Source organism: Rhizobium hidalgonense, assembly GCF_002914525.1.
Taxonomy (GTDB): Bacteria; Pseudomonadota; Alphaproteobacteria; order Rhizobiales; family Rhizobiaceae; genus Rhizobium; species Rhizobium hidalgonense.
This window is the reverse complement of the sequence record NZ_LODW01000091.1, coordinates 1-16,738: the sequence shown is the minus strand read 5'-3', so window position 1 is coordinate 16,738 and position 16,738 is coordinate 1. Positions and strand designations below refer to the sequence as shown.

Sequence of the window (16,738 nt, the reverse complement as noted above, 5' to 3'; positions counted from 1 at the left end):
GGCGATTTTCCGCCGGTTTCGACAGTGCGCGGTTATTTTTATGCTTGGCGCGCGATCGGACTGTGGCAGCGCATCAACCAGCTTCTGGTGATGGCGGCGCGGGAAATCGAGGGACGGGAGGCGCAACCGAGTGGACACCGGTGCCTGGGCCGAGGTATTCCGGCAAACCATCATCGGGTATGAGCGCCCCATGCACGGCCCGGGTGGAATTGCCCAACCGTTTTACCCGCTCGTGAAATGACCCGACCGGGCTTGCCTGAACCGCATCCTTAACCCCGTGACTTACAAGCATGATGTTCGCGAGATTTTTGCCGTTTCCACCGGATTGTCGGAAGGCATGTGCTTCGCAATTTCGGTGAATAATTCAGGAGGGAAATAAGTCTGCTGTTCGACACGGCTCCCGGCACTTGGAGAGCTTTGAACCTCGGTGGCCTGCTGTTGCTTTTCTCTATCCATCAATCAGCCTCCGATATGCATTGGATGTTCACAAGCTATCATCTCGACCCGGTAGGCTAAATCGAACTTTGACTACATTTGAAATTACATGTTGTCTGCTGCCTCTCGGCACCGGAGCAAACTTCCGGCGTCAGCTCATCAGCGACGCTATCTTCCCTCGTCGTATTGCCGCCTCGGTCTGGTGGCACTCATCAGTTCCGCGCGCGACATTTCGCCGGCTTCCGTGGTTGCATTGGCAATCGACTCTATTTTCTCCATACGCTGCTTGCTCGATAGAGCGACGTTGCCCAAGCAGGACACGGTTTCTCGCTGAATGATTTCAATATTTTCATCCACTGAACGATCGGACCTGAATACGGTGGGAGCCGGCTGGGTTTCTAGAAAGCGCGCGACCTCCTCTGCGGTCGCATAGGCAGCCGCCAACTCGGGATTGCTGTTTCTCGCGTTTAAGACGCGTGTTCGCAACTCTGAACTCAGCGTGCCATGGTTAGTAGCGAGTATTCGGGCGGCATAGTTTCGGACGCTCCCCTGGGCACCTTCGCGCTCGAAATGGAAAATAGCTCTGTCGATGAGCCGATCCCTATCTTCCGGAGCGAGGACTTGTAAATGCTTCGTGATAGCACTGATTGCTGCGAGCTGCTTGCCGGCATTTGGCAGATCGAGGATTCGATCCACCAAGGCAGTTTTCCTGGTCCTGGTTTGAAACGGAAGAGTTGGCGCAATGGCAAAAGCTCGCAAAGTGGCTGTCGCAGCCCCTTGTCTAAGGTCGGGATTAGCTGAGAACCCTTCGGAGGGTATTGCCGCCTCGAACAGGGCTTTACTTGTGTTGCCTAGCCGATTTATCCGCGTGTGAAACGTTCCAGCCTCAGACTTTTCGACTGCATCTTTTGCCGAATGCCCGGCCAATTTAAGCCGAGTCATATTATTGGCAGATTCCACGAAGTCTTCGGTAATTAGACGTTTTGCCACTTCGCCGAAGATCGCCTCCGGCAATCGAACCGGCCTGCCGGTCCCGATTCCAGCAATGCGGCGCGTCGATTCTTCGCTATGCATATCTCTGGTATCCTGTGCCTGTTTAATGGACAAAGTACCGTATCACGAGCCGGAATCGAGGTCTGAAATATCTCGTTTAATCTGCAAGAATACGACGCCTTCCGGCACTTCCTTGCTGTAAAAGGCTAAATCCCCGCGCCGCCGCTCGGCTAAAGCGACATAGAAGGAGCTACGACAGTCGCCTCCCATCTCAAACCATTTGAAAGATCGGGCAGGCCTTTTACGCGCCGGCCGCCGACATCATCCAGATGCCGCCGTTTGAGAGCTTCAAGAATGCGGCAAGTTACTATGCGATCTTGAGTCACGAGGTCACACATTTCACGGCGCCGGCGCATCGCCTCGGCCGCGACCTCAGCCGCTATGCCAAGGACAAATCCGAGCGGGCGCGAGAGGAACTGATCGCCGAACTCGGCAGCTGCTTTCTGTGCGCCGACCTCGGCATTGTTCCCGAGCTCGAACCCCGGCCCGATCACGCCTCGTACCTCGACTCCTGGCTCAAGGTCCTGAGCGACGACAGACGGGCTATTTTCCAGGCGGCGGCACATGCGCAGCGGGCCGTAAGTTTCCTGCACTCCCTGCAGCCCGAAACCGCTGGCGAGCGGCTCGCTGCCTGAGGGCCATCAGTGTCGGTCGTTGGTCTCGCCAGCGGCCGGCACCTGTTCAGGCTTGGACGCGGAGAGCGTGTCAGGATCAGCCGTGAGGTCCAGTTTGCCCCAGATCCAGGTTTTCCGGTCGATCGGTTTGAGCTTCCGGGACGGCCTGATTTCGACGGTAAACGGCTTTGGCTGCGGACGCATAGATCCTCCAGGCGAGGATTCGCGAGCACGACAATAGCGCGAAGAACGGGCAACGCAGCGCCCTTGTTCGGCTGTTTCCGGACGTTTGATTTTGACATGTGGCAAGGCGGCAGGCCCGCGGTCGCAAGGGTCCGGCAGGCAGTCGGGGCGCGGCTGCCATCGTCATATTCCTTCCGCCACTGAGCCAGGCCACGTCCTTCGCGGGCTCGATGAGGCATGTCTGATCGAAAAACCGGCTTCGCCTCGATCGTCTTCCCGCAACGGCCTTCCAAAACCTTCTTCCCCTGAGCGCGGTGCGCCCATTCCTCGCGGAACAACAAAGTTTCTCCTGGCCGCCCTCCATTTCATTGCGGCCCTACGAGCCACCCCATTGCGCGGGCGCAACGGGGACCCCGGGGGTGCGGTCCGATCGTCCCCGATCTTTGCGACAGCCATCGAGGCCGCGATGGGCGCGGCCCGAAACAACAAAGGAATACGACAATGGCAACCATCGGCACCTTCACCACCTCCGAAACCGGCTTCAATGGCTCGATCCGCACGCTCGCCCTCAACGTCAAGGCCCGCATCGCCCGCGTCGAAAACCCCTCCGACAAGGGCCCGCACTTCCGCATCTACGCCGGCAACGTCGAGCTGGGTGCGGCCTGGCAGAAGCGCTCCGAGCAGGACCGCGACTACCTCTCGGTCAAGCTCGACGATCCGAGCTTCCCCGCTCCGATCTACGCGACGCTCACCGAGGTCGAGGGCGAGGACGGCTACCAGCTGATCTGGTCCCGCCCCAACCGGGACTGAGATCCGGACAAGTCCCGCCGCCGAGGCGGGGCCAACCGGCGTCAAAGATAAGCCGGTTGCAGGCATCGAGCCTTCCGCCGGCTTTTTCGGTGCGATACGGAACCGGAATTTGTCTGCTCAGATGACGCTATCGTGCCGGGAAGAAATGCCGGCCTCGAGGACGAGCGGTTGCCCCCAATTTTGCCTCCGCTCCGGTTCCCTCCACTCCAACAAAATCGGCTCTCCCACTCGCCGGCTCCGCCGGTCGCTTCCGCGCTCCTTGACCCTGCCATCTCTTCCCGCCCCGCCGTCTCGTCTTTCACGAACTCAAGGAGATGAGACGATGACCATCGAACAGCACATCGAGGAGCTGCGCGCCGAGTTGAGGAACGCCTGCGACGCCGTCGAGCGGCGCCAGGTCGAAGCGGAGCTTCAACTCGCCCAGGCCGATCTGGCCGCGGCGCTTGCCGAACAGGACGGCATCATCGACGCCGAGCCGCCTTTCTGAGGCGGCTCTCATTCTGCTGGAATATGAGCCTGTCGGCCGGATCGACCGGCCTCCCGGTTGTCAGGGATTTCACCCCTCAACGCTCCCCTCCGGCTCACACCGGATACGGTCGCGTCCCCTCCGGATCCGCGGGTCTCTTCTCTCTCTGACGTCCCAGTTTACTCCAGCAAATCCGGCGTCAAGGACGGCGCGGTCTCCCCCAATTTTTCCGCCGCCTTCGCTTCCCGAAAAAATCGGTTCCCCCGCTTGCGCGCCACGTCCCGCGGTCCTTGACCCCTCTTTGCCACGAGTGGCCGATCTCTGTCATCAAGATGAAGGAGATCACACAATGACATCTGACCAGAACCTTGCGCTCTACACCAAGCTTTCCGGTTTCCGGCTCGTCGTCCTGGCGAACCGCTTCGGCTGCGATACCGACGTTTCGCGAAAGCTCCATAAGCGACTGCTGGAAGGACTGGAGGCGGCTGCTGGTCGTATCCGGACCATCATGGCATTGGAGCGGAGCATTCTTGCCGGCGACGACGACCATGCCGCGTACCGGCTGGAAGGTGAGATCGAGATCCTCGGGCGCTTCACCATCATCCTGCTGGAGGAGCTCGACATCGATTTCGACACGCATGAATACCGCATCAACGGCGGCGATTGGTCCAGCGCTTTGACGGCGGACTATACCGGCGTCGACATCGACTATCCGGAGCTGATTGCGCTCACCGATGACGAACTCGGCTCACTTGCGCCGGTCATCAAGGATATCACATGCGAAACCGGTATCGCGGTAAGCGCCTCCCGTGTCAGCAACATCAGGTGCTCAGGATCGTAATCAATCCTGCGGCGGGCTCGACCATCCGGAGGGCGGCGACAGCGGCCCTTCGTTGAAATGCCTGCGAGACCATCGCAATGATGGCGAGAACGGCCCGCTGAGCCTCTTCCTTTCGACCTGCCGTCATCTGTCATCGGGGATGCCCTGACGCGTCACGATGCCGAACTCGGCCAAGTGGCCGCGCAAGGCGTTCACAAACATCGTCCGCTGCCGCTCAAAAGCTCGCGGACCCGATGCAGCATCAGCACACTCTGTTGCTCGTCGCTCTTCACCGGAACGAAGCGCATAGTTGGCCGCGTTACCGCCTCGCAGATCGCTTCGGCGTCGGTCGCATCATTCTTATGACGCTTCACGTAGGGCTTAACGTAAGACGCCGGCATCAACCTAGCCTCGTGACCCAGTGCCATGAGAACCCGAGCCCAGTGGTGTCCGGTCGCGCAAGCCTCGATTCCGATCAGGCACGGCGGCAATACCTTGAAGAATGTAACGACATCGTCACGGCGAAGCCTGCGACGGCACACGATCGCGCCTGCCTCATTGATCCCGTGAACCTGAAATACTGCTTAGCGATATCCAGGCCAATTATGGTAACCTTCTCCATGGATGCATCTCCTGATGTGAGTTCGACACCCACATCTTGGCACATTGCGATGCCGAGAGCGGAGGCCGTCCATCACATCAGGTCAGGTCACAGGTCATCATAAAACTTGCTCGTGCACGTCGGCCGACCGGGGAAGGTGTGTTTCCCTTCGAAAACCTGTTCATGTCCACGCACCCCTTCATCGTGACGCCGAACCTGATCACACCTCCGCATCCGGCCGTTTCGTCCACTGGCGAAAAGCCGTTGACTGGGATCGACATCCCGAAGCTGTTTCAGGGGCTTATAATGGCGACGTCGGAATGACCGGCTCAACCTGTGGCCGCGTTCATCAGCACGCGGCCACAAGGTGCCCGTCATAGATTACGATGCCTCGCTGACAGCAGAACAATCGGGCACGGCGTTTGTTTTCACAAGCCAAATCCATGACTTCGGTCACGCGAACGCGCTGCAGACAGCCGCATTTCGGAGTTACGCGGTTCTCTCAGATCCGGTTCTTTCCTAAGAAGACTTCCTTCCGCAGGCTTTGAATGAGGCGAATTGCCTTGCAAACGGCCCGATATATTCCTGCCGCCATAGTACTCTTCCGCTGCTTTTCGGCAGACTTCACGATAGAAAGCGTCTGCATCCTCAACCGTATATCCAGCGCCCACAAAACAGCCACGCGCCACCTCGTGGAGTGTATGCCGAATCGAACTCGTGTCGTCGTATACGGCGTTAAGGCAGGCTACGATCACAATGACCTCTTTCTTTGACAACCGTGCCTGACCACTCATCAGACGCGCGTGGTTCATGCAGGCGACGGCGTTTGCGCATGTAAATGAGTCACCAAGTCCAGAACAATCTTCGAATCCGTCTCCTTGCTCATTCAGCTTTACATGAGCGATCGGCAGGTTCTTCATGCCTGCTATTTCCGGGTGGTTCAGATCCTCAACAAGCTCGGGATCATAGCCGGATCGCAGTTCCTGGAGCCAGATGTCTAGCTTGTGCAGCCACGGCCCCACCAAACTGGAATTGCGCTTGAGCTTATTCTTCTTGGGATCCTCAAACATTAAGGTCGCATCGAGCTTTTCCGTTTCCTCTTTGGAGAGCAAACCATGCTCGATTAGCGTCTTCATCAGAACGTTTTCGGCATGTCCCCAGTGCGCCTCAGCAGCATATACCTTTCTGAAGTTTAGGATCGTCTGACCGGCCGCAAACTGCGCCTCTTCGCTAAGACCGCAGGTCTTACCGGCCAGGAGCGGCTCGAGCATCTCGACGCAGTTCTTGAACGACAAGCCCTTCTCGCTTCGGAAAGTGTTCCTGAAGTGCCGGACGCCGTTGTTGATGAATGGATGAGTAATCGATCTTGACGTGTATCCATACGCGCCGGTCTGCTCGTTGAAAACTCCCGTCAGCGCATACTTATTCTTCTCGTCATAGATTGGGCTTTTTGTTAGGTCGAAGTTTTTCGGAACCTGAGGCGGCATATACCTTGCCACGCAGTCGTCCTTCACGAGAAGGCCCCTCATGCAATTCAGATTCAGGGCGAGCGACCGGCGGGCATCAGCAGAGTCCACCCGCCGCGCAATGTGAACACGCGTCGCTGCCCGGTAGTCAATCATGGTGACAAATTGTCTATCGCCGCAGGTACGAATTCGATTTATCGGCGGCTTGTTTAGACGCTGAGTTTCAGCGGTGGCCGCATGATACCGCGTGTGAGCTTCTCGTGCCCTGCCTTGAGCCCTCCTGAGCCGCTCACTGGAGGTGAATCCTTTTTTACCGTCATGCAGCGATGTGGTGGAGAGGGGAAAGTCATTGACGATCTTATCGTAGGCGTAGCCCCCAGCAGCTATTAACAAGGCGTACTTCAACCCACGCAGGTTTTGCCCTTGGGATCTGCTATACCTTGTACTTGCTCCTTGTTCTGCAAGCTCCTTCTTTGGTTTCGCAGGATCCGCGCCACCTGAGATTGCGGCGCGCGGGGAAGGACGCACAGTGGGTGAGTTAACCGCTACATCGCGCGCAGTCGGTGTCTTGGTGGCCGGCCCCGGCCTTTCAACGATCCGTAGTGGCGAAAAGCGTGGAAGTTGCTTAATCCCAATTCGCATCTCACTGCTCCTTAAAAGTTAAAATTGGAACTGTAACATTAACGACGCATCGATCAAAAGTTGGGATGTGACGGCTTGACCAGAGTTGGCCGGATGCTGGCTTGGCGACTAAGACGCATGTGAAACTCCCCGCGCCACTATTTCTCAAAGCAGAGGCATTTCTGTGGAGGATGTGGTTATATACCACAATGCTTGGGATGAGCGTCAACGCATGCGCGTTACAGTTGTAATGTAGCTGCTGCGGTCCGTTCACGCGTCGAGCTAGCACCTCTTCAACCACAGGAGATTGACTTCCTCTCGGTTTCAACAATATCCGCACCTTGCCAAGCGTCGTGTCAGGAGCCGAATGTGGGCGATAGTGATCCAGGCCTCGGCTGATGCGACGGACTTTTCCCAATCCTTCGCCAATCGTCGGCATCTGCCAAGCCATGCGAAGGTGCGCTCCACGACCCAGCGACGCGGCAGAACCTCGAGGCCCCTTGGCCTTATCGGTCCGCTTGACGATCTGGAGAGTGAACGCAGCGATCTTTTGCAGTGCGCCCTTCAGCTTCGGTCCGGCATAAACACCATCGGCGAAGATATGCCTCAGCCACGGCCAGCGCCTGATGGTTTTGAGGACGGCAGGCGCGCCGTCGCGATCCTGAATATCGGCGCTGTGAACCATGAGGCCGACCATCAGTCCGAGCGTGTCGACGACGATATGACGCTTGCGTCCCTTGATCTTCTTGCCCGCGTCATAGCCCGAAATTCCCCCACGTTCCGTGATTTTCACGCTTTGACTGTCGATCACGCCCGCAGACGGCGAGGCCTCCCGACATTCCAAGTCACGCGCCTCCATCACAAGATGATGGTTGATCCGGCCCCATAACCCTGTCGCTCGCCATTGTAGAAATAGGACTGCAGGCGGAACATCCCTGGGCATCATGGATCGCTAGACCTTGCCCATTCCTTTTCCCAAAGATCGAAGAGGCTGGCGACGATGGCCATAGACTTCTTCTGACGCAGCGTGGAGCGGCTGTCGGCATCCCGACCGCGGGCCTCAGCCCCCGGATTCATTTCATGAGGAACGTGCTCGCGCATGCTGGAAAGAGCGGTAGGCGGGTGGTCTCCGCTTTCATTGCAACGGCCTTTGCCCAGGAGACGCCGGAGGCAGCAAGCGCTCAATGGCGCAGCGTCGCCGATCAGATCAGACCAAAAGTGCCGGAGCTCGCCACCATCATGGACGATGCGGAAGAGGACGTGCTTGCCTACATGACTTTTCCGAAAGAGCATCGGGCAAAGTTGCATTCGACGAATCCAATCGAGCGTCTCAACGGCGAAATCAAGCGACGTACCGAGGTCGTCGGTATCTTTCCGAACGATGATGCTATCGTCCGTCTCGTCGGCGCATTGCTGCTCGAACAGAATGATGAATGGGCCGTCCAACGCGCCAGATACATGACCCTTGAGACCATGGCGCAAATGAGCGATGATCCGCAAATCAGTCTGCCCGCTGTGGCTCGCTGATATCCCTCCGACCCAATGTCGGAAAGCACGGCCATCAGCCGCGACCTACACCACTTCCATGGACACGATCCCACGGGCGTTTTAGACTGGATCGAGCTGGGAGGTTTGCTATTAGAAGATATGAAAAGTCGTCATCAAACCGCCCGAGCTTGGGTTCGGCGCGGCTTTTACCTTTTCTGGTCCTTGAAGTTCTCCATCGCAAATGCTGGAACTGTTGCACGGATTCGAATTGCCCCGGCTTAATTTGCTCAACGATAACCAAATGAGCGTTTTAGCGCAACGATGTGCTGGGTGACTGCGAAGTAGTTTGCACATTTCTGCATTTGAAGATCGTGACGACTTTTGCGGACGGTATCCCCACAAGTCGCCAATGAAGCGGTCCGCTCTTGAGCGTATAACAAAACCTGCTTCACGTAAGGTCGGTGAAGGCCGCAGGTTAGGCTGCTTTAATCAATCCGTGCGACAGCCACTCCGCGGGCGCGGCTTGCCGACCTTCTCAACCGCATCGCCGCGCGTCATCTTCGCAAGAAGGATTGGCTTGCATAGCTAACGAGCGACAAATGCAACACGATTTTGGTTCAGCTAGTCGGTTCTGGGTGTTAGACGTACGACTTGGAAACACCGGAGTTACACGACGATGGATTGCGAGACCAAGCGTCCTCTAGCACAGAGCGCGCGCGGCCGACCGAGATTGCGAAACGCTTGAAAGCGAAAACTCCGGTCGAAAACGCAAACCCACACGGTCTTTCCAACTCACCGCCAAACATGAGGTTTGGCCGAAGACGCTTCCTTCAAACATTTTAGGGGCGGCTCAAACGGGGGCCGATTCAACCAGCGCTTTGCGTAGCATAGCAGCAGACCGCGACGCCTTTAAGATTGCAGGCCGTTTAACACTACTCCCCGTCGACTCAGCAAACAAAGAGACGAGTTGAAAATGAACAACGAGTTTTCCATGAAAGACAGCTTGGATACCTTCGTTGCACTGGCGAACCTATCAAGGTTAAAGAAACGCTGGGCCAACCGCACTAATGAGTTGTGGGATATGGCTGAAGCTACAATAGCACGCGAACGGGCGGTAGGCTATATCGGGGAGTGCATCGCTGAAGGAATCCATAGGCGTGAGCCGGCGGTCTTTTGTCCGGAGATTCAGACTCGCTTCCACGCTGTGGGCCTTATGATTGATGAGCATATTGACCCAGGCCGCCCAACACTCAATCGGCGGCGCTTGCTGATTGAACGAGTTGGGAAGTTTACCGACTTCGCTCCCTACCAGCAAGGGCTCGGCTGGACTGCTACCGGTGAAACAATCGCTGAGAGCTTAAATGCTATTGACAAATCCGAGGAGCTTTTTCGGTTCCTTCGAGCGCGGGAGAGGGGCCTGCCCAGACAGGTGCGACCCACCATCCCGTTCACGTCTGAGCAGGCAATAGAGCTGGTTGATGAGGTGAGCCATTTGTATGAGGATATTAGAGAGCGCCTGTACACGATAGACCATTTATTCCAAGATCGGTCGAGGGACGACGTCGCGTTGATCCATGATATCGAGCCCAGTATCGGCTTGCTTTCCCATCAGTTGGAAAGGGAAAAGCGAGATCCAACGCTGGTACGCCTTGATGGTGAGGCCGAGGCGAGGCGAGCGGATGTCGATCATGACCCGTTCTTCGAGGCGCAATCTGCACCCTCGCCCGCATCAGGGACAGAGGGCTTAAGCAGCCGAACGGCCTCGCCTGGTAGCAACGAATTGTTTCGGGACGAAAATGTCTCTCCTGAAAGGTCACAGCGATCGAACGAGGACAGCCACTCTTCGGGGGCGTTCGATGACGACCGGTCGGCGTGGAGAGCGTATGTGACTGGAGAAGGGAGCCATACCAAAGCTGCAACTGGTCGTATGGAAGATGGTGTAGATGACGCGGAGAGGCTAGCTTTTGACCCCGCTACCATTAGCTTTCGCAAGTCAAAAGGCACTTCGTTGCAAGAACCGGCCGCCGCGCTGGGATCGAAGGCGGCGCATGATGAGATCAATGGATCGGAAGGCAATCGACGCGAATTAAACGAGCGTAAGCGGACTCGCAGCCCCGGGTTAGATTATTAAACTCACGATTCGCGCGTTCGAGCGGCCGTTTGTTGCAAGAGAGAAAATCTCTGATGCCGCTCTGGTGCGTGCAAGCCATGCGCCCGCCTTCGCGCAGCGGCGCATAAGGCCGCGGCCCGTGATGAAGTCCCCGGATCCCCGGATCGGGTTTCAATCAAATTAACGCGCTCGGAGCGTCTTGAGAATCTCGGATTAATCCAATCCCCGGTTCGTCCGGTTCCCATCATCTCATCACCCTCACTACCTGCCGTCCAGCTTGCTACTCCGTGTTGCCGAACGGCAGATCCTGTTATGCCGCGCAAGCACTAAGCGGCAAGCAGACCCCATCTGGCGTCGACACCCTTGGTCCCGGCAATGCAGGTAGTCATCCTCCAGGGGCATGCCGGAAGGGGATCGCGCCGCGATTACCTCTCCATGTATTGATCCGGTATCGACAATCAAAATTGTCCGCGAGCGCTCCCGCAACGAGCGAGAGGATCATTTAAAAAACAACGTGGTCGACCCTTGACAGGTGGCCAGTTGCCACGAAAAGTTACCTATCTCTCAGAGGCTGATCGAGTTGGCCCTCTCACGTTCCTCCAGTTCGCGTGGCCGCTTACTCCCATTAGGCGATTTGCCTATTTCAATATCTCCATTGACGTTATGGCTGGAAGAGCCGGAAGTCCCTTGTAAGGGGTGCGGCGCTTTTATTTTTGGTGATATAGATCGTGCCAGATTTTCAGCCGGCGCCACCACCTTTGACTCATTGCGATGCGGCAGTTTTAGTTTCTGTTGACCAGGCATATTGGCTGCCTTGGCAAGTTCAAGCATGACTTGGGAATGTTCTAAATCGATTTTGCTCGACCGTACGGGTACTGTTGATCTCTTTAGATGATCATTCTCTGGCAGTTCGCGCAGACGACCTTGCCAGGCTCGGTGGTAACCCTCTATGGTTCGCACAAGCCTTTCCATCTCCAAAGTCCTTGATTTCAAGACGCGCGAATAGCTGCGGAGCAACGAGAAAAGGGTCGGGGAATCTGCTGCCGTACTGTTCCGCTCCAGCCAGTATTCCCGGTGTTCCGACGCCGCTTTGAGGAACCACGCGCGGCTCGCGAAGTTTCCGCGACGAGGGCCAACGACCGCGTCCATGGCATCAAGAACACGCGTTGCCATTTCCTTGGCGACTCTGTTACGCCCTCGTTGAGGAGGCGCTCGACGTATTGAGTCCCTAATCCCTTTTGGCAGTTGCTTGGGCAGGAAAAAACGATTACCACCACGCTGCCAGGTTAGGTCGCAATGCCGTTGTATCAACCTTGCGATGTCTACAGCAGTTTCTGGAGTTAACCTTTGTTGCGGTAGTAACTCCGATCTCCGAGGAACGATTTTCTCTTCAATGGCTCTGATCACCGTCACTTTGCCATAGTGAAAGGAGTTCGGGATGAAGCCTATTTCGCCAGTGGTGGCCCTCGTTTCCACAATTTCCGCCTCCCGCTTAGCCCAGCGTGACAAGATTTCGCCACTTTCCCAAACCTCATCTACTACCGCCTGGCGCAGACCATTGAAAAAAGCGCCGTCCGGCACGATCTTGTCCAACAAAGTATTGAGCTCCTTCAGAGTGGCCTTCTGTAAAGCTGGATTACGGGGCGTACCGCTTGAAAAGTTTTCATCGAATTGATGAAGCTGCAGTTCATCGCGTCTGTGACCCAGAATTTCAATGTGTGGGAATTCTCGCGGGTCGCCTTCTTTGGTTTTGGCGTATTGCTGCAGTTTCTCATAAAGTGCAGCAGCTACATTAGGAGAAAGAGCTATCGGGAACTGCGGGCGCCTTGCATAGATTTTATCAATGACGCGATGGAGTTCGTTAGGATCCGGGTTCGCGGTAAGCTCACCAATATTAGCTCGATGTATTGCATTCAATGCATAGAGCCGTTGTTTATTATATGCAGGCGTATCGGGAATAGTTCGACTTAGAAGCCGGTCTATTCGAATTTCAAGTGCGTCCTTCAAGGAGCGGCCGGGGACTGGTCGCGGCCACTCTAATTCATTTCTAATGCTGCCGTCTGGAACATAGGCTGGAGTTCGGCTTCGCATGACATCCGTTAGATACTTGACCGCCATAATTTCTCTCGTGCGATTGGCCATAGTGCGTGGTCCTTCTCACTTTCCGAAGCGCAAGCTTCATCGCCAGCGTTCACACTAAATCGCGTCTTTGATGACGCATTGTCGCGTTGAAGCAAAACTTGTTCTAACAGCGATACTTTAACCCTGGGACGCCAGCAGCTCTAAGAAAACCAGGCCTCCTGAGCGGCGTCCGATTCTGCTTTTGAATTCGCCGATGTCGTTCACTGTCCTGATATGAACTATACCATGGAGGGCGAGTTGCTGGGGTGTGATTGCGTTACATCCGAAGCTAAAGTGAACCGTAAGAGCAAGACCCCATCTGGCGTCGATAACCTTGGCCCCGGTAATGCAATATTCGATGGCGACCTGTCGTTGATGCGCCGGATCGACCGGCTATCATCTCGAATACGCCCATAGTACGTATCCGTCCGGCGAAGGCCGTCTATCCTGAATTGCCGATTGGCTTTAAGTCCATGGCCATGCGCTACAATCATTTCCCCCATTGAGGTCTTGTCCGTCGACAATCTGACCTTGACCAGGGAATGAAGCGCAACGTTTCACAGACGAACAGATCATCACCGTTCTGAGGGAGCACGAGGCTGGCACGCCGGTCTCGGAGCTTTGCCGCAAGCACGGCGTCAGTAATGCCAGCATCTATAAATGGAAGACCAAATTCGGCGGCATGGACGTATCGGAAGCCAACCGGCTGAAGACTATGGGACGCGCTTCACCTACCATGACACGGTCGATCATCTTCGAGGAGGCGACCGCCAATCGAGGTTCTCGCCGATCATGCTGGCGACTTCTTTCAGCGTTTAGATGAACCTTGAACGTGCCATCACGCAGCCTCGCATCGCCGGCGTCCAAAGCCACGGCAGTAATTCCTGGAGGTGGTCCTTGGGGTGATCCTGTATCCTGGTCAGGACGTCTGTCAAATAGATCTCCGGTGGATTGTGGCCATGGAGTTTGGCAGTCTCAATGATGGTCAGGATATTTGCGATGCGCTCGCCGCCCTTGTCTGGCCCGATGGCACGAAGGGTCTGACCGAAAATGGAATCGACGACCTTCAAAGTCTCCTCGCCGACATCCGGACGTGGGATGGTGGAATCCGCCAGTTCCTCGTCGATGAACAATGCGATCCTGTTCTTCAGTGCCATCGCGCGCACAAAAACTGGCTATTTGCCGAGCAAATCACTCATCGCAGGGGATATCGTAGAGCGCACTCGAGGATCTCATCCGCGGCATGCACCCGATACGACCGCTGCGCACACACCTATTTCTCAAGCATATGCATCGCTGCAGCCGTCATCTTCTGGATGTGATTTAACGAGTCCTGAGCCTAGTGATTAAGGCCGCGACGCTCCGACGAAGCGAGATGACCTGCCACTGAATTTTCATCCGACTGCGATTGGAGCCTCGGCGGTTTTGAATATGCCAAGTGGCGCGGTGTGAGCAACCGGCGGAAACGCGAAGCTTTCATCTTGCGCAGCGTTGGAGCCGGTTGCGGCGATGGTCCCGGCATAGTCTGCCGGGGTCTGATATCCGAGCGATGAGTGCGGCCGGAAATTATTGTACAACACGACGACAGAACACCCACGGGACCGAGGTTCGCGAGCTTCTGTATCCGTGGCATCCCTGGTCCGGACGGCTTGTTCACGTGCATGAGGCGGTGTCTAAAGGGACGCATATTTTCCGCTGCAGCCTTTCTGGTTCTTCTTCTGGTCGACTTCTTGAGGTCCCGTCGTGGATGTTCGACCGATCAGTGAGTGGTTGTTGGCGCAGCCTGGCGGTCCCGCACGTCGATCTCGCAAGCCTGCATTCTTTGGCAAGATTGCTGAAGGACGCTGATGCCTCATCGCAATCTTCGGTAATGGGCGCAGCATTGGTCTTTCACGAAACGAGTCGGAGAGATGTTCATGCCTCGCCAGCCCATGACATGCCAGTTCGATCTGTTCTCGGCCCCGCAGCGGGGGAAGACGGCAGGGACGCCGCAATGGCCGGAGTTGCCGGAGGAGACCCGCCAAGCGTTGACGGTGCTCATCGTGCGGCTGTTCGTCGATCACGCAAAGTGCGGACATGCCTGCCAACAGAAGGAGGCCGGTCATGATGCATGAGAAGATCGCGCCGCATCATCTGGAGCGGAAGGCCATCCTCTATGTTCGGCAGTCCTCGGCTCACCAGGTTCTGCACAATCGAGAGAGCAGCGCCCTCCAGTACGCCATGCGCGACCGTCTGGCAGCGCTTGGATGGTCACATATAGAGACGGTGGATGACGACCTTGGTCGTTCGGCCGCCGGCGGCGTGACCCGCGCTGGATTTGATCGGATGGTGGCGGAAGTCTGCCTTGGCAAGGTAGGCGCCGTGGCCGCGCGTGAGGTATCGCGCTTCGCCCGGAACAGCCGCGATTGGCAGCAACTCATCGAGATGTGCCGCGTTGTCGATACCGTCCTGGTCGACCAGGAAGCAGTTTATGCGCCCCGCCAGGGCAACGACCGCCTGCTCTTGGGTTTGAAGGGCAGCCTCAACGAGTATGAACTCGATCTCTTGCGTCAGCGTTCCCTTTCCGCCCGCTATGAGAAGGCTCGCCGCGGTGAACTCGTCGTCACTGTTCCGGCCGGCTTCGTAAAGGCCGGTGACAGGATCGAGAAGGATCCCAATCGGCGCATCCAGGAAGCCATCGCACTCGTCTTCGACAAGGTCACCGAACTCGGGAGTGCCCGGCAGGCCTTGCTATGGTTCCTTGAGCAGGGATTGGACCTGCCCGTCAGGTGCGCCAACGGTGACGTCATCTGGCGCAGGCCAAATTATGCCACCATCCACCGGATGATTGCGAACCCGATCTACGGCGGCGCTTATGCTTATGGTAAGAGTCGTTCCGTACCAGGATACGATGGCCGATCTGGAATTCGCCGCAAGGCGCGTGATGAATGGCTGGCGCTGATCCCGGATGCGCACGAAGGTTACATCAGTTGGGAACGGGCGGAGGAGATCCGCAAGATGGTCAGCGACAATGTACCGGCCAGTCGCCATCATGGAGCGCCGAAGCATGGCGACGCTCTGCTTGCCGGCCTGTTCCGCTGCAAAAGGTGCGGCCGGAAGCTGACGGTTCGTTACACAGGAGCCAACCATAACATCCCGCGCTATTCCTGTTGGCGAGGGTTGCTCGACAACGGCGAACCACGTTGCATCGCCTTCGGCGGTCTGCGGGTCGATGACGCGATCGAAGAGGCACTTCTCGGCGTGGTCGAGCCAGGAGCCATTGCCGCCGCCGTCGAGGCGGAACGCAATATGGCCAACCAACGCGATCAGGTTCAGGATGCCCTGATGCGCGACCTCGAGGCAGCACGCTATGTAGCCGACCGGGCATTCCGGCAATATGACGCGGCCGATCCAGAGAATAGGCTGGTGACGTCGGAGCTGGAAGCACGCTGGAACAAGGCGCTGACTGGCGTCGGTGAGATCGAGGCCAAGATTGCCAAACATCGGACAGTTACGCCGCATCCGTTCCCCATGTCCGCATCACAGGTAACCGCACTTGCGGGAAACCTTCGCGCCGTCTGGACGGCGCCGACAACCGATGCAAGGCTGAAGAAGCGCATCGTGCGCACGCTCATCAATGAAGTGGTCGCCGATCTCGATGATGGAACCTCTGAGATCGTCCTCGTCATTCATTGGGTTGGAGGCGTCCACACCGAACTGCGCCTGCCGAAGCGACACCGTAGCCAAAGAAATGCGACCCCTGACGACATTGTCGACGCTGTGAAACAGCTCGTCTTGATCGCCAATGATGATGTGATTGCCGGTGTCCTCAATCGCAACGGACTGACGACCGGCAATGGCAATCGCTGGACACGGGAGCGGGTCACCGCGCTGAGGTCATATCGCAAGATTCCGGTCTTCCGTCCGCAGATCGACGGGGTTGAGCCATGGCTTAATCTGGGCGGTGCGGC

Annotated in this window: 11 protein-coding genes and 10 pseudogenes; 12 read left to right on the top strand and 9 right to left on the bottom strand. The window is 56.9% G+C overall.

Going from position 1 to position 16,738, the window contains the following annotated elements; genetic code table 11:
* Window positions 1–132 (top strand): annotated as a pseudogene (locus ATY29_RS27700) (IS5/IS1182 family transposase); the annotation flags it as partial.
* A 150-nt stretch (window positions 133–282) separates the two neighbouring features.
* Here ATY29_RS27700 and ATY29_RS37065 read toward each other — a convergent pair.
* Both ATY29_RS37065 and ATY29_RS27695 read right to left on the bottom strand, forming a co-directional pair.
* The gene (locus ATY29_RS37065) at window positions 283–456 is read right to left on the bottom strand and encodes a hypothetical protein (RefSeq protein ID WP_165779457.1); all 174 of its coding nucleotides are present in this window, start codon (window positions 454–456) and stop codon (window positions 283–285) included.
* Between the two features lie 147 nt (window positions 457–603).
* Window positions 604–1,509 (bottom strand): hypothetical protein, encoded by a 906-nt coding sequence (locus ATY29_RS27695; RefSeq protein ID WP_011427397.1) that lies wholly within the window; start codon window positions 1,507–1,509, stop codon window positions 604–606.
* Between the two features lie 212 nt (window positions 1,510–1,721).
* On the opposite strand from ATY29_RS27695, the pseudogene ATY29_RS27690 reads away from it, so the two are divergent.
* A pseudogene (locus tag ATY29_RS27690) lies at window positions 1,722–2,123 on the top strand (zincin-like metallopeptidase domain-containing protein); the annotation flags it as partial.
* A 6-nt stretch (window positions 2,124–2,129) separates the two neighbouring features.
* On the opposite strand, the gene ATY29_RS37205 reads toward ATY29_RS27690, so the two are convergent.
* Window positions 2,130–2,306 carry a hypothetical protein gene (locus ATY29_RS37205; protein ID WP_183741011.1) on the bottom strand — a complete coding sequence of 59 codons (177 nt, stop codon included), beginning with the start codon at window positions 2,304–2,306 and terminating at the stop codon, window positions 2,130–2,132.
* A gap of 480 nt (window positions 2,307–2,786) precedes the next feature.
* Between ATY29_RS37205 and ATY29_RS27680 the strand changes: the two genes are divergently transcribed.
* The 3 genes from ATY29_RS27680 to ATY29_RS27670 all read left to right on the top strand — a co-directional run bounded on the left by ATY29_RS27680 (window position 2,787) and on the right by ATY29_RS27670 (window position 4,402).
* Entirely contained in the window at window positions 2,787–3,095 is a 309-nt protein-coding gene (locus ATY29_RS27680; RefSeq protein WP_011427400.1) for a DUF736 domain-containing protein, read from the top strand.
* Window positions 3,096–3,417: 322 nt separating this feature from the next.
* Entirely contained in the window at window positions 3,418–3,582 is a 165-nt protein-coding gene (locus ATY29_RS37060; RefSeq protein WP_165779456.1) for a hypothetical protein, read from the top strand.
* 328 nt (window positions 3,583–3,910) lie between these two features.
* Window positions 3,911–4,402, top strand: a complete 492-nt coding sequence (locus ATY29_RS27670) for a hypothetical protein (RefSeq protein WP_042119538.1) — start codon at window positions 3,911–3,913, stop codon at window positions 4,400–4,402.
* Between the two features lie 141 nt (window positions 4,403–4,543).
* On the opposite strand, the pseudogene ATY29_RS27665 reads toward ATY29_RS27670, so the two are convergent.
* Window positions 4,544–5,003 (bottom strand): annotated as a pseudogene (locus ATY29_RS27665) (IS110 family RNA-guided transposase); the annotation flags it as partial.
* A gap of 203 nt (window positions 5,004–5,206) precedes the next feature.
* On the opposite strand from ATY29_RS27665, the pseudogene ATY29_RS37200 reads away from it, so the two are divergent.
* Window positions 5,207–5,347 (top strand): annotated as a pseudogene (locus tag ATY29_RS37200) (IS5/IS1182 family transposase); the annotation flags it as partial.
* Window positions 5,348–5,410: 63 nt separating this feature from the next.
* Here ATY29_RS37200 and xopAG read toward each other — a convergent pair.
* Together xopAG and ATY29_RS27645 are read right to left on the bottom strand one after the other, a co-directional pair.
* Window positions 5,411–7,090, bottom strand: coding sequence for a XopAG/AvrGf1 family type III secretion system effector (gene xopAG / locus ATY29_RS37050; RefSeq protein ID WP_011427403.1), 1,680 nt, complete (start codon window positions 7,088–7,090; stop codon window positions 5,411–5,413).
* 303 nt (window positions 7,091–7,393) lie between these two features.
* A pseudogene (locus tag ATY29_RS27645) lies at window positions 7,394–8,015 on the bottom strand (IS5 family transposase); the annotation flags it as partial.
* 122 nt (window positions 8,016–8,137) lie between these two features.
* On the opposite strand from ATY29_RS27645, the pseudogene ATY29_RS27640 reads away from it, so the two are divergent.
* Both ATY29_RS27640 and ATY29_RS27635 read left to right on the top strand, forming a co-directional pair.
* Window positions 8,138–8,596 (top strand): annotated as a pseudogene (locus ATY29_RS27640) (IS256 family transposase); the annotation flags it as partial.
* A gap of 934 nt (window positions 8,597–9,530) precedes the next feature.
* Window positions 9,531–10,688, top strand: coding sequence for a hypothetical protein (locus ATY29_RS27635; protein WP_011427406.1), 1,158 nt, complete (start codon window positions 9,531–9,533; stop codon window positions 10,686–10,688).
* A gap of 543 nt (window positions 10,689–11,231) precedes the next feature.
* Here ATY29_RS27635 and ATY29_RS27630 read toward each other — a convergent pair.
* A complete protein-coding gene (locus ATY29_RS27630; protein ID WP_103671223.1) occupies window positions 11,232–12,809 on the bottom strand; it encodes a hypothetical protein in 1,578 nt (525 codons plus the stop codon).
* Window positions 12,810–13,341: 532 nt separating this feature from the next.
* On the opposite strand from ATY29_RS27630, the pseudogene ATY29_RS27620 reads away from it, so the two are divergent.
* A pseudogene (locus ATY29_RS27620) lies at window positions 13,342–13,506 on the top strand (transposase); the annotation flags it as partial.
* 97 nt (window positions 13,507–13,603) lie between these two features.
* Here ATY29_RS27620 and ATY29_RS27615 read toward each other — a convergent pair.
* Window positions 13,604–13,813, bottom strand: a pseudogene (locus ATY29_RS27615) (transposase domain-containing protein); the annotation flags it as partial.
* Here ATY29_RS27615 and ATY29_RS37925 point away from each other — a divergent pair.
* A pseudogene (locus ATY29_RS37925) lies at window positions 13,814–13,930 on the top strand (transposase); the annotation flags it as partial.
* Window positions 13,931–14,182: 252 nt separating this feature from the next.
* Here the strand turns inward: ATY29_RS37925 and ATY29_RS27605 are convergent.
* A pseudogene (locus tag ATY29_RS27605) lies at window positions 14,183–14,362 on the bottom strand (IS3 family transposase); the annotation flags it as partial.
* A gap of 342 nt (window positions 14,363–14,704) precedes the next feature.
* Here ATY29_RS27605 and ATY29_RS27595 point away from each other — a divergent pair.
* Both ATY29_RS27595 and ATY29_RS27590 read left to right on the top strand, forming a co-directional pair.
* Window positions 14,705–14,902: a hypothetical protein gene (locus ATY29_RS27595; protein WP_037145433.1), complete on the top strand. Its 198-nt coding sequence runs from the start codon at window positions 14,705–14,707 to the stop codon at window positions 14,900–14,902.
* Window positions 14,892–16,738 (top strand): recombinase family protein (locus tag ATY29_RS27590; protein ID WP_103671222.1); only part of this gene is annotated, 1,847 nt, incomplete at its 3' end. The genes ATY29_RS27595 and ATY29_RS27590, both read left to right, overlap by 11 nt.

What these genes read in the sequence shown, in the direction of transcription:
- xopAG (WP_011427403.1), bottom strand. Translation starts at nt 7,090, where the DNA reads ATGCGAATTGGGATTAAGCAACTTCCACGCTTTTCGCCACTACGGATC.
- ATY29_RS37205 (WP_183741011.1), bottom strand. Translation starts at nt 2,306, where the DNA reads ATGCGTCCGCAGCCAAAGCCGTTTACCGTCGAAATCAGGCCGTCCCGG.
- ATY29_RS27635 (WP_011427406.1), top strand. Translation starts at nt 9,531, where the DNA reads ATGAACAACGAGTTTTCCATGAAAGACAGCTTGGATACCTTCGTTGCA.
- ATY29_RS27680 (WP_011427400.1), top strand. Translation starts at nt 2,787, where the DNA reads ATGGCAACCATCGGCACCTTCACCACCTCCGAAACCGGCTTCAATGGC.
- ATY29_RS27670 (WP_042119538.1), top strand. Translation starts at nt 3,911, where the DNA reads ATGACATCTGACCAGAACCTTGCGCTCTACACCAAGCTTTCCGGTTTC.
- ATY29_RS27695 (WP_011427397.1), bottom strand. Translation starts at nt 1,509, where the DNA reads ATGCATAGCGAAGAATCGACGCGCCGCATTGCTGGAATCGGGACCGGC.
- ATY29_RS37065 (WP_165779457.1), bottom strand. Translation starts at nt 456, where the DNA reads ATGGATAGAGAAAAGCAACAGCAGGCCACCGAGGTTCAAAGCTCTCCA.
- ATY29_RS27595 (WP_037145433.1), top strand. Translation starts at nt 14,705, where the DNA reads ATGCCTCGCCAGCCCATGACATGCCAGTTCGATCTGTTCTCGGCCCCG.
- ATY29_RS27630 (WP_103671223.1), bottom strand. Translation starts at nt 12,809, where the DNA reads ATGGCCAATCGCACGAGAGAAATTATGGCGGTCAAGTATCTAACGGAT.
- ATY29_RS37060 (WP_165779456.1), top strand. Translation starts at nt 3,418, where the DNA reads ATGACCATCGAACAGCACATCGAGGAGCTGCGCGCCGAGTTGAGGAAC.